Raw genomic sequence first — 12,199 nt, 5'->3', positions numbered from 1 at the left:
TATACCACATATAAAATTGGCTGGTTTTATGAATATTTTCACAGTTTTTTTAATGATCTAATAAATAGAACTTCATGCAATAAGATTTTAAGGTATACAAAAACACCCAGCTAAAAAGATTTTCAAGCCTGGGTTCACAAAGGAAAATACAAAAAGTAGATTTTAAAGATCTCATTAGTTTTAGTTTTCTTAAACATCAGTTACTATCTTTCACACTAAAACAAATATCTATAAAACAAACAAAAGTAAACCAACAAGCTTTATCTTATTACCCATTTAATAACAAAGATGAAAGGATTGGGCAATCACCAAAATTTATTGGCCAATAAATTCCAGGCATTCGCCAATAAATAAATTTTATTGGCGAATAAAATTATTTAAATAACCAAAGCATTAGCACAACAACTACAAGGGCGGGCAACATATTCATTATGCGCAGTTTCTTTATTTCTAATATGTTTATCCCAAGCCCCATTAGCATAATTCCACCAACACTTGTTAGCCCAAGAATTATATGCGGAGTAAATAGGGAACCGGCATACATCGCCAGCAAAGTTAACGCACCTTGAAAAATAAACAACGGAACAGCCGCAGCAACAACTCCAAGACCAAAAGCTGAAGCAAGTAACATTGCCGAAAAGAAATCCATCAATGATTTAGTAAATAATAAATCGGAAGAACCTCCCGTACCTTCCTGAATTGCTCCCAACACAGTCATCGATCCTATACAAAATAATAAGAATGCAGTTATCAGCCCTTCTGAAAATTTATCGCTTCCAATACGGAACTTCCTTTTCAGAACTCCGCTCATCAGCTCTGCACCCTTCTCTACATTTATCCACTCACCCAGCAACGAGCCTATAGCTAAACTTCCCACTATTATCAAAATGTCTTCCATTTTAACTACCATAGTAATACCTATAGCCAGCGTAAACAGCCCAACTGCCTGAAAATAAATAGAAGTAACTCGCTCTGGCATATTTTTTTTCAGCAATAGTCCAATAGTTCCGCCTGCAACAACTGCAGCTGTATTTACGATAGTTCCAATCATATTATGAGGTGATTATTTATAAATTTACAGAAATAGAGCTTTACCTAATTATAAAGTTGCGAAAATAACATCTTTTTTGCAAATCACCCGAAGAATATAGCAAATATAATAACAGATTAGTTTAATAATCCTCATGAGTTTAACTAAAAAATCAATTCAACGCAGCATCTTGCAACTAAATAAATAATTAGGATAAAGACTTAATTTGCATATAAACAAAAAACGAAATATATTTGCTTATATTTCATTAATAAACACTCTAAAAAGATCAAAATGAATAAAAAAAGCATCAAATTGATAATATTTTTATTTGCCATTTTTATTAACACACAAGTATTTTCTCAAGAAAAGTTTCCCGATGGAACACCTATCCCCGACTGGTTTAGAAAGAATGAAGTGGTTAATATTAATTCTTTAGGAAAAATATATCGGATTACCGATTACGGAGTTATAAACGACAGCACCATTCTGCAAACAGAAAAAATACAAGCAGTTATAGATCGTGCAGAACAAAACGGTGGTGGCGTAATAGTAATTCCTCAAGGAACTTTTCTAAGCAGCTCTATCTTTTTCAAACCTAAAACGCATCTATATCTAGAAAAGAATGCCGTATTAAAAGGTAGTGATGATATAAGCAATTTCCCTATTGTTGAAACACGCATGGAAGGACAGACACTGAAATATTTCCCTGCATTGGTAAATGCCGACCATGTGAACGGTTTCACAATATCGGGCGAAGGAACACTCAATGGAAACGGTATGCGTTATTGGAAATCTTTCTGGAAACGTCGTGCTGTTAACAGCAAATGTACCAACATGGACGAACTACGACCTCGATTACTTTACGTATCTAATAGCAACGATGTACAAATATCGGGGATTCATCTTATCAATTCTCCCTTTTGGACGACACACTTTTACAGATGTAATAACGTAAAGATGCTTAATCTATATATATTTTCGCCAGCAGAACCAGTTAAAGCACCTAGCACTGATGGTATAGACATAGACGCCTGCAACAATTTCCTTGTTAAGAATTGCTTTATCTCTGCAAACGACGATGGAATTGCACTTAAAGGAGGAAAAGGAACCTGGGCCGATAAAGACCCAACCAACGGAAGCAATACTAATATAATAATAGAAGATTGCACATACGGCTTCTGCCACAGCGCACTTACTTGCGGCAGTGAATCCATTCACGACCGAAATATAATCCTCCGCCGCTGCACAGTAGACAAAGCAAACCGTTTATTATGGCTTAAGATGCGCCCCGATACTCCTCAAAAATATGAATATATCTTGGTGGAAAATATTAAAGGTAATGCCAATAGCTTTCTTTTCATAAAGCCCTGGAGTCAATTCTTCGACCTAAAAGACAGAAAAGATATGCCGCTTTCCTATTCTGCTAATGTAACAATGCGCAATATCAACTTAGAATGCGAAGTTTTCTTTAACGTGAAAGAGTCTGATAAATACAAACTCACAAACTTCACTTTTGAGAATCTAAATATAAAAGCGAAGGATGGCAAAATAAACCAGAATGCCATAAAACCATTCATCTTGAAGAACGTTATTGTAAACAACGTGAAGATTAAAAACAATTAATAAAGAAACCTCCATAAAGCAGTTTAATCAACTTTATGGAGGTTTCTTTTTAAACAGACTTCTATTCAAAAAACCACAGATCAAATCTTTGGTTTTAATAAACTAAAAATCTTCAACCCAAATTAAGTTTCAAACAAAAAGAAAAAGGCACCCAAGAGTGGAAGCCTCTCAAATGCCTTATTCCTAAAATGTAGCGGGACCCAGGATTGAACTGGGGACCTCATGATTATGAATCATGCGCTCTAACCGGCTGAGCTATCCCGCCATTTCTTAAATGCGGTGCAAAGGTATAGAAATCTTTGAAACCTGCAAAATTTTGCCATACTTTTTTCGATTTTAACCCCAAAAAGAGTGATTTTATTTAAAAAGCAAGAGAAAAAACGCATAATTTAGTATCATATACTTCAAATTTCAAAAAAAGTCTTTATCTTGGCGCACAGAAAACACAAGCACTATGAAAAAAGAAAAGATTCATATAGAATACCTTTTAAACGCATCCACACGAAGCATTATATGGAATGCAATAAGCACTCCTATCGGTCTGGAAGACTGGTTTGCCGATAAAGTTCAAATGAAAGATAAAACATTCACTTTCTGCTGGGGTAAATCAGAAGTTAGAAAAGCCGAATTGATTGGAACAAGAATTAATTCTTTCGTCAGATTCCATTGGCTGGATGATGAAGATGAAAAAAGCTATTTTGAGTTCAAAATGAACTTTAATGAACTAACAAGTGACTACGTACTGGAAATTACTGATTTCGTTGACCCGGAAGAGAAAGATGACCAGTTTGAACTATGGAACTCTCAGATTGATACGCTTAAAAGAGCATGTGGAATGTAGCATCAAATTTATAAAAATAATCAAAAGTATGCGTGAACATCTTTTTTTATACTAATTTTGTCGGATAATCGTACAAATAAAAAAAGATGCTACGCATAAAGAAATTAGATATATTCGTTATCAAGAGTTTTACACTCCTTTTCTTTGGAACGTTCTTCATTTGTCTCTTCATATTTATGATGCAGTTTTTATGGAGATACGTCGACGATTTAGTTGGTAAAGGATTAGCTATAAGCGTATTATCAGAGTTTTTCTTTTACGCCATATTAACTTTGGTACCTACTGCGCTTCCTCTTGCTATCTTACTTGCTTCATTAATGACTTTCGGTAATTTTGGCGAAAGGTATGAGCTACTCGCTATAAAAGCTGCCGGAATTTCATTGATCAGAGTAATGGCGCCTCTTATTGTCTTTACAGTATTTCTGTGTTCCACTTCCTTTTATTTTCAAAATGTTGTAGCACCCAAGGCCCAGGTAAAACTATTCACTTTGCTTTTTTCCATGAAGCAAAAATCACCTGAATTAGAAATTCCGGAAGGGGTATTTTATGATGAAATCGAAGGTTATAATCTTTATGTTAAGCATAAAAACAAAGAGACTGGAGCATTATATAATATAATGATCTACAATTTTTCTGATGGATTTGACAATGCACATATCATTGTTGCCGACTCAGGCAAACTGGAAATGACAGCCGACAAAAAATATTTGAGACTACATCTGTATAGCGGAGAAATGTTTGAGAATCTTAAGTCGCAGAGCAGCTCCATGCAAAATGTTCCATATCGGCGAGAAAGTTTTAGCGAAAAACACACTATAATAGATTTCAATTCAAACTTTAATATGATTGACGAAAGTTTCATGAACAATCAGTATCAAAGTAAGAATATGACAGAGCTTCAAACGGCAGTCGATTCAATGAATCATTTGGTTGACAGCGTTGGAAAAACATTCTATAAAGAAGCTGTAACAAGTACTTATCGTTTCAGAGATAATTTTAGTAAAGAAGATACACTCAAAATAAGAAAAGCAAAATTGGCTGCTATAAATACAGATAGCGTATTTAATAATCTTTCTTTATCAGACAAGCAGAAGGCTGTGGCAAACGCATTAAGCACGTCACAAAGTATAGGTAATGACTGGAAATTTAAGAGTTTCAACACCGTTGACACAGACAAGCGTATCCGCAGACACGAAATGGAATGGCATAAAAAAATTGCTCTTTCTATCTCCTGCTTAATATTCTTCTTCATTGGTGCTCCTTTAGGGGGTATCATAAGAAAAGGAGGCTTAGGCATGCCAGTTGTAATCTCTATCTTAATCTTCCTCATCTATTATATTATAGATACAACCGGAGCTAAAATGGCCAGAAATGGTACATGGGTTATTTGGACGGCAATGTGGATAAGTACTTTTATCTTAGCTCCAGTAGGTATATTCCTCAGTTATAAATCGAATAATGATTCCGTTGTACTGAATGTAGATACATATATTAATTGGCTAAGGAAAGTTATAGGTATACGTGACACTAGGCATTTGGCTAAAAAAGAAGTAATCATTGAAGATCCCGACTACCTGCAAGAAGATAAGAATATGGAACTGCTAAATGATATGTGTGAAGAATACATATCAAATAATAGACTAAAACGTGCGCCAAACTATTTCACTATCTGGACAAAAAATGAAAAAGATGAAGAAATTGTGGCTATCAACGAGCAGTTGGAAGTTATTATTGAAAAGTTGGCCAATACCAAAAATACGAAAATTCTAGGAACACTGAACAACTACCCTATCTTGTCTGTTCATGCTCATAGATGCCCTTTCAATATGCCTTCGCTCAACAAAATAACTGGTATAATACTACCAATAGGGTTAATCTATTATTTTAGAATATGGGCTTTCAGGGTTAGGTTATATAAAGATCTGAAATTAATAAATAAGGTAAACAGAGATTTACAAGATATAATAAGAACAATTTGTAACAAGTAAGATATGGAAAATATAAAGCTAAATTCAATCGAAGAAGCAATAGAAGACTTTCGTGAGGGTAAATTTATAATTGTCGTAGATGATGAAGACCGTGAAAATGAAGGCGATTTTATTATTGCAGCGGAAAAAATAACTCCGGAAAAAGTAAATTTCATGTTGACTTACGGACGCGGGGTTTTGTGTGCTCCTATTACTGAAGAGCGTTGTGAAGAGTTAGACCTGGAAATGCAGGTTTCTACAAACACTTCAATATATGAAACACCATTTACTGTTACAGTAGACTTACTAGATGGATGTACTACAGGAGTTTCAATGCACGACAGAGCAGCCACTATCAAAGCATTGGCCGATCCTAACACAAAACCAGTTAGTTTTGGTCGTCCCGGACATGTCAACCCACTAAGAGCAAAATCGCGTGGGGTACTTCGCCGTTCAGGACATACAGAAGCAACAGTTGACATGGCACGTTTAGCAGGTCTTTATCCAGCCGGAGCTTTAATTGAAATTATCAATGAAGATGGAACAATGGCTCGCTTACCAGAACTGCTGGAAGTTTCTAAAAAATTCGACATAAAAATCATTTCTATTAAAGATCTTATAGCATATCGCTTAAAGATGGAGTCGATTGTAGAAAAAGGAGATGAAGTTGACATGCCTACTGAATTCGGACATTTCCGCCTTATCCCTTTCCGTCAAAAATCAAACGGGCTGGAACATATTGCTTTAATAAAAGGCGAATGGGCAGAAAACGAGCCTATTTTGGTAAGAATGCACTCATCTTGTATGACTGGTGACATATTTGCATCCAACCGTTGCGATTGTGGAGAGCAGTTGCATAAAGCAATGTCTGAGATAGAAAAAGCAGGCAAAGGTGTTGTTGTTTATATGAATCAGGAAGGCCGAGGTATTGGACTTATGAATAAAATAAGAGCATATAAATTGCAGGAAGAAGGACTTGATACGGTTGATGCAAATCTTCACTTAGGCTTTAAGGCAGATGAACGTGATTATGGTGTAGGTGCAGAAATATTACGGGAAATAGGTGTGCATAAAATGAGATTACTAACTAATAACCCTGTTAAACGTATTGGTCTAGAAGCTTATGGCCTGGAAATAGTAGAAAATGTAGCTATCGAAGTCACCCCCAATGAGTATAATTTACGATATCTGAAAACAAAAAAAGATCGTATGGGACACGCTTTGCATTTTACAAAGTGATATAAAAATAAGACCTATTGAAGTACAAAGTTCAATAATATCATTTATTTGCTTTCTTATTTCAATTATTTTATCTTATTTTGCATCGTGATATAGACCAACAATAAATAAGTTAAATTATGAATCAACTTTCAGACCGTTTGAACAGCCTTTCTCCTTCAGAAACATTAGCTATGTCTCAGAAGAGTAGTGAGTTAAAAGCTCAAGGCATTGATGTCATCAATCTTAGTGTAGGGGAACCCGACTTCTTTACTCCCGACCACATTAAGGCTGCTGCTAAAAAAGCAATTGATGATAACTTCTCTTTTTATTCTCCTGTACCAGGCTACATGCCCCTTCGTAAGGCTATTGCAGCTAAATTAAAGAATGAAAATGGCCTGGATTATAAACCTGAACAGATTGTTTGTTCCAATGGAGCAAAACAGTCAGTTTGTAATACCTTATTGTGTATTATTGGCCCGGAAGATGAAGTAATTATCCCAGCTCCATATTGGGTGAGCTACATTGAAATGGTAAAACTAGCAGAAGGAAAAAGTGTTATTATCCCTGCTGGCCTTGAACAAAATTTCAAAATTACACCTGCTCAACTGGAAGCTGCTATTACTCCTAAAACTAAAGCAATAATCCTTTGCTCTCCTTCAAATCCAACAGGAAGTGTATACAGTAAAGAAGAATTAAAAGGATTAGTAGATGTTTTGGTTAAGTATCCTAATATCATCGTTATTGCCGACGAGATTTACGAACATATCAACTATATCGGTAAACATGAAAGTATTGCTCAGTTTCCTGAAATCAAAGAACGTGTAGCCCTTATCAATGGTGTTTCTAAAGCATATGCTATGACTGGTTGGAGACTTGGATTCGTTGCTGCTCCAGAATGGTTGGCAAAAGCTAGCAATAAGCTTCAAGGACAATATACTTCAGGCCCATCTTCAATTGCTCAAAAAGCAGCAGAAGCTGCATTTGCAGGAGATCAGGCACCAGTTGAAGAGATGCGTAAAGCCTTCGAACGTCGTCGCAATCTTGTTATTGAATTAGTTAAAGATATCCCAGGATTAGAATGCAATGTTCCTGATGGTGCATTTTATGTATTCCCAAAATGTGATTCATATTTCGGTAAATCTTTTGGCGATCGTAAAATTAATGATTCTGCAGATTTGGCAATGTATCTTTTGGAAGAAGGACACGTAGCATGTGTTGGAGGTGTAGCTTTCGGAGCCCCTGAATGTATCCGTATGTCTTATGCTACATCTGATGAAAATCTGGTTGAAGCATTCAATAGAATCAAGCAAACGTTGGCTAAACTTAAATAAGCAACAATATAAATAGTCTGGAAATAAGATCATAAGATTAATTTCCAGACCTATATATAAGTAAAAAGGCTGTTTCGATTGAAACAGCCTTTTTATTTTTTACCCGAAGGAATTTTTTAGTTTCCCGGATGTATTGCTTCAGAAGGACAAACATCTGCGCAAGTTCCACATTCTGTACAAACCTCTGGATTGATTGAATAGATATCACCTTCAGAGATAGCTCCTACTGGACACTCGTCAATACAAGTTCCGCAAGCAATACAATCATCATTAATTACGTAAGCCATTTTCTTAAATTTTAATTATTAGTACTAATTTGCTCAACAAAAATAGAGATTAATTCTAATTGTAGCATATTTCCTTTCATATTTTATGTTAATTTGGATTTTATCTAAATAACAAAAATCCTAATAAGCTTTTATTTGTCTTAACGTTGCAATAAGAAGCGTAATTTGCCGTTATAATAAGCATAAAATAATTATCAGGACTTGAAACGTATATTCATCATATTACTATCATTTGTATTTTCATTGGGCGTAAATGCACAGATAAAGAAGATACAAAATAGACCATATATTGACCAAAGAAGGCTACATTATGGTTTTTTAATTGGTTTGCATACTCAAGATCTGAAATTTGAGAACAACGGATACATTACTAAGGATGGAGAATCCTGGTTTGCCGATGTTGCCAGTTATTCTCCCGGATTCAGTGTTGGTGTTTTAGGTGAACTCTACTTAACGAAAGATCTGGCACTCCGGCTTATTCCTACTTTGCATTTCGGTGACAAAACCGTAATTTTCAAAGAGCAAAATAGCAAAGAAGAGACCAGGCAGCAGATAAAATCCACATACTTGTCTCTTCCTTTTGATTTAAAGTTCAGTGCAGAACGCTTTAATAACTATCGGCCATACGTAATGGCCGGAGTTAATCCCATGGCCGACCTCAGTATAAAAAAGAATGGAGTCTTATTACTTAAAAGTGCCGATTGCTATATAGAAGCTGGCATCGGTTGTGACTTTTATCTCCCATTCTTCAAGCTTATTCCTGAACTTAAGTTCTGCTTTGGATTAAGTAATTTACTTAAAACAGACCGTTCTGATTTAAATGATAAAACACTCTTAAAATATACGCAATCAGTCAACCAGATAAACTCACGCATGATTGTGCTATCATTCTATTTTGAATAGAGAAACTATTTCATTGATTGATAGATTACTTCCTGAATGTTCGTACGTATATTCATCTTCGACAATTTAAAATTCCAACGATCCGGATATGTACGGTTGCTCAAGAACACATAAACCAGTCCGTTTACCGGATCTACCCAACAACATGTCCCAGTCCACCCTGTATGGCCGTAAACAGCAGCAGGAGCAGAAATACAACAAGGACTATTTTGTGGATTAGCAGGTACAGGCTTATCATATCCCAAGCCTCGTCTGCCACTCTTGGAAGTAGTTGTGGTAAATAGCTTGCAGGTTGATTTGCTTAAATAACGTTTCCCATCTATTTCACCTCCATTAAGCAGCATCTGATATACCTTTGCAACATCCTTTGCAGAAGCAAACAAGCCTGCGTTACCTGATATACCACCTAAATATGCCGCAGCCTCATCATTCACAAATCCCTGAATCAGTTCGCCTCGAAAACAATCATTTTTCACCGTAGGAACAACCTCATCTTTTTTATGCGTACGTAAAGGCAGATAACAAATATGATATAGTCTCATTGGTCCATAATACTCACGATTCAGGAACTCATCCATTGGGATTCCGCTAACAGTTTCGGCAATCTCTTTTAGAAGGATAAAGTTAACGCAACTATAGTTATACTTCTTTGCTCCTAATTTAGTCTGAGCAATCATCTGCATAGCTGCTTCATGAAATTTCTTATTCATAAAGAGACTATCAGTTACCTGCATCGTAAATTCATCGGAAGGCTTAGTCGAAGCCCATCCTTCTTTATATTTAAAAGAAGTACAAGCATAAGTATTCTCTTCAGTCTGTATGGTATGTTTAGAATCTTTCTTATTCACAAAGAAAGGAGCTTCATAGCTTGTTTCATCTATAGCCAGTCGATAGAACGGAAGCGAAGGTGGCAACCCAGACTCATGAAACAACAATTCTTTAATCGTTATATTCTCTTTGTCAGTACCACGAAGAAAAGCTAGATATTTAGATGCTTTATCAGTAAGGTTCAACAAGCATTTATCGTATAACTTCATGATAGCAAGTAATGTTCCTGTTGTTTTTGACAAAGAAGCAAGATCATACATACTATTTGATGTTACTTTCTGATCTCCTTCATAAGTATATTTTCCAAAATTCTTGCTATACACAGTCTTTCCATCCTTCATAACCAAAACCTGACATCCAGGAAAAGCACGAGCTTCAATTCCTTCCTTAACAATTGAATCAATGCGTGCTAATGTAACAGAACTCATTCCAAAGTCTTCTGGTACAGAGCGAAACACCGTATTAGGGGTAATCGTCACTCCATCTCCCGGAGAGAAAAGCGTTCCTATACTTACTGATAAACGCCCGTCAGCTGTGGCTTTAGCAAAAAGAACATCACCTATTTGATTTTGAACATCATTATCAGCAGAATGTCCTAAAACTACTGCAGAAGCAACAGATAAGGGTATCTGAAGTTGTTCCATTACTGAAAAAGGAGTAAAGAACACATAGACTGCCGGTTGACTGATTGATAGAGCTGAAAAGAAATGAAGATAAGGTTTCAGGTCTTGAGCGGTTATACTAACAACAACCCTCTTATGTAATGACAACTCATGCTTCATGGCTTGCGTCAATGAATCATTCATCTGGTATGTTAAATGATAGCATTTAACCGGAGCATATTTCTTCATTGTTTCTATAAACACAGAGTCAGCAGATCTGCCACCTACACTTACCAATGCAATTTCATCAGCAGAAGCCCGGAAAGGAAGTTCCTGTTCTCTATTTCCAAGAACGGTTATAGCAGCTGTTCTCAGTTTATGTATTAAAGCTTCGGAATTTGCCGTATTAATTCGTTCTTCCAAACCCGACAAACGAATTTCAGGGGCTCTTGTCAGCCCTAAAATATATTTGTATAACAATACTTTTCTACACTTACGATCAATTTCCTCTTTACTTATTTCTCCATTCTGAAGGGCTTTAAGTACACTTTGAACTTCTGTTTCTACATCTGCCGGAGCCAACACCATATCATTTCCAGCCTGCAAAGCCAGCAAGCAGACTCTATCTGCAGAAGCAACACCTTTCATCGCTAAGGCATCAGTAAAGATCAATCCCTGAAAGCGAAGTTCATCGGCAAGCAAACCATATACAACATTACGTGAAAGAGAAGAAGGAAATAGCTTGTTTGGCTCTATTATAGGCACCTGAAGATGTCCAACCATAATGCCTCCCAAACCAGCTTTTATATATTGTTTAAAAGGATAGAGTTCAACGCTATCCAGTCGTTCTCTTGTAAAAGCCAACACCGGTAAAGCAAAATGAGAATCAACATCTGTATCTCCATGCCCCGGAAAGTGTTTTGCTACAGAAAGTACCCCTTTGCTTTCAAGTCCTTGGGCATAGGCAATAACTTTATCTGCTACTTCATGAGGTTCTTCACCAAATGAGCGGACATTGATAACAGGATTATTAGGATTACGATTTACATCGGCAACAGGTGCAAAATTTACTGTAACTCCCATCTCCTTACACTGCCTGGCTACCTCCTGACCATATTCGTAAATAAGCTGATCATTCTGAATGCATCCCAAAACTACATTTTTTGGAAAAACAGGAGTACTTTTCAGTCTCATAGACAATCCCCATTCACCATCGAAAGTAATCATCAATGGAATTTTAGCCTGCGACTGAGCAAAATTAGTTAATAAGGCCTGATCCTGCAGTTTTCCACCAGAGAACAGCAACCCACCAATTTTGCTGTCACGAACAGCCTTTCGAATCATCTTCTTATTCTTTTTATCGATATCGGGGTTCACTGTATGAATAAAAAGCTGACCAATTCTTTCTTTCATCGTCATTTTAGACAATGTATTTTCAACCCATTTCTGACAAGACTCTTGTTGTGAAACCTTATACGCCAAAAGAGGTTCAACCTGTGCTTTGGTTGCTACAGGTAATAAAAGAGCCAGAACTAATGTAAATACAAATACCCTTTTCATCAC

General features: G+C 36.2%; 9 protein-coding genes and 1 tRNA gene. 6 read left to right on the top strand and 4 right to left on the bottom strand.

Going from position 1 to position 12,199, the window contains the following annotated elements; genetic code table 11:
• Nucleotides 1-373: 373 nt before the first annotated feature.
• A complete protein-coding gene (locus BUC21_RS14430) occupies nt 374-1,051 on the bottom strand; it encodes a DUF554 domain-containing protein (RefSeq protein WP_073403683.1) in 678 nt (225 codons plus the stop codon).
• Nucleotides 1,052-1,339: 288 nt separating this feature from the next.
• Between BUC21_RS14430 and BUC21_RS14425 the strand changes: the two genes are divergently transcribed.
• The gene (locus BUC21_RS14425; protein WP_073403753.1) at nt 1,340-2,656 is read left to right on the top strand and encodes a rhamnogalacturonidase; all 1,317 of its coding nucleotides are present in this window, start codon (nt 1,340-1,342) and stop codon (nt 2,654-2,656) included.
• A 191-nt stretch (nt 2,657-2,847) separates the two neighbouring features.
• On the opposite strand, the gene BUC21_RS14420 is transcribed toward BUC21_RS14425, so the two are convergent.
• Nucleotides 2,848-2,921 (bottom strand) — tRNA-Met (locus BUC21_RS14420).
• Between the two features lie 189 nt (nt 2,922-3,110).
• On the opposite strand from BUC21_RS14420, the gene BUC21_RS14415 reads away from it, so the two are divergent.
• The 4 genes from BUC21_RS14415 to BUC21_RS14400 all read left to right on the top strand — a co-directional run bounded on the left by BUC21_RS14415 (nt 3,111) and on the right by BUC21_RS14400 (nt 8,016).
• Complete coding sequence (locus tag BUC21_RS14415) at nt 3,111-3,497, top strand: START-like domain-containing protein (RefSeq protein WP_073403681.1); 387 nt, start codon at nt 3,111-3,113, stop codon at nt 3,495-3,497.
• Nucleotides 3,498-3,583: 86 nt separating this feature from the next.
• Nucleotides 3,584-5,485: an LptF/LptG family permease gene (locus BUC21_RS14410; RefSeq protein WP_073403679.1), complete on the top strand. Its 1,902-nt coding sequence runs from the start codon at nt 3,584-3,586 to the stop codon at nt 5,483-5,485.
• Nucleotides 5,486-5,488: 3 nt separating this feature from the next.
• Nucleotides 5,489-6,703 (top strand): bifunctional 3,4-dihydroxy-2-butanone-4-phosphate synthase/GTP cyclohydrolase II, encoded by a 1,215-nt coding sequence (locus tag BUC21_RS14405; protein WP_073403676.1) that lies wholly within the window; start codon nt 5,489-5,491, stop codon nt 6,701-6,703.
• A 119-nt stretch (nt 6,704-6,822) separates the two neighbouring features.
• The gene (locus BUC21_RS14400) at nt 6,823-8,016 is read left to right on the top strand and encodes a pyridoxal phosphate-dependent aminotransferase (RefSeq protein ID WP_073403674.1); all 1,194 of its coding nucleotides are present in this window, start codon (nt 6,823-6,825) and stop codon (nt 8,014-8,016) included.
• 116 nt (nt 8,017-8,132) lie between these two features.
• Here the strand turns inward: BUC21_RS14400 and BUC21_RS14395 are convergent, their stop codons facing one another.
• Nucleotides 8,133-8,303 carry a DUF362 domain-containing protein gene (locus BUC21_RS14395; RefSeq protein WP_073403672.1) on the bottom strand — a complete coding sequence of 57 codons (171 nt, stop codon included), beginning with the start codon at nt 8,301-8,303 and terminating at the stop codon, nt 8,133-8,135.
• Between the two features lie 201 nt (nt 8,304-8,504).
• Between BUC21_RS14395 and porT the strand changes: the two genes are divergently transcribed.
• Nucleotides 8,505-9,206, top strand: coding sequence for a type IX secretion/gliding motility protein PorT/SprT (gene porT / locus BUC21_RS14390; RefSeq protein ID WP_073403670.1), 702 nt, complete (start codon nt 8,505-8,507; stop codon nt 9,204-9,206).
• Between the two features lie 5 nt (nt 9,207-9,211).
• Here porT and BUC21_RS14385 read toward each other — a convergent pair whose 3' ends face one another.
• Nucleotides 9,212-12,196, bottom strand: coding sequence for a serine hydrolase domain-containing protein (locus BUC21_RS14385; RefSeq protein WP_073403668.1), 2,985 nt, complete (start codon nt 12,194-12,196; stop codon nt 9,212-9,214).
• Nucleotides 12,197-12,199: the final 3 nt, after the last annotated feature.

It is taken from the genome of Bacteroides luti (genome assembly GCF_900128905.1).
GTDB lineage: Bacteria > Bacteroidota > Bacteroidia > Bacteroidales > Bacteroidaceae > Bacteroides > Bacteroides luti.
The sequence above is the reverse complement of the archived record's forward strand: the minus strand, read 5'-3'. Positions and strand labels throughout refer to the sequence as shown.

Excerpts from the sequence above, each read along its gene's own strand:
- BUC21_RS14415 (WP_073403681.1), top strand. The coding sequence starts at position 3,111 with ATGAAAAAAGAAAAGATTCATATAGAATACCTTTTAAACGCATCCACA.
- BUC21_RS14395 (WP_073403672.1), bottom strand. The coding sequence starts at position 8,303 with ATGGCTTACGTAATTAATGATGATTGTATTGCTTGCGGAACTTGTATT.
- BUC21_RS14430 (WP_073403683.1), bottom strand. The coding sequence starts at position 1,051 with ATGATTGGAACTATCGTAAATACAGCTGCAGTTGTTGCAGGCGGAACT.
- BUC21_RS14405 (WP_073403676.1), top strand. The coding sequence starts at position 5,489 with ATGGAAAATATAAAGCTAAATTCAATCGAAGAAGCAATAGAAGACTTT.
- BUC21_RS14385 (WP_073403668.1), bottom strand. The coding sequence starts at position 12,196 with ATGAAAAGGGTATTTGTATTTACATTAGTTCTGGCTCTTTTATTACCT.
- BUC21_RS14400 (WP_073403674.1), top strand. The coding sequence starts at position 6,823 with ATGAATCAACTTTCAGACCGTTTGAACAGCCTTTCTCCTTCAGAAACA.
- BUC21_RS14410 (WP_073403679.1), top strand. The coding sequence starts at position 3,584 with ATGCTACGCATAAAGAAATTAGATATATTCGTTATCAAGAGTTTTACA.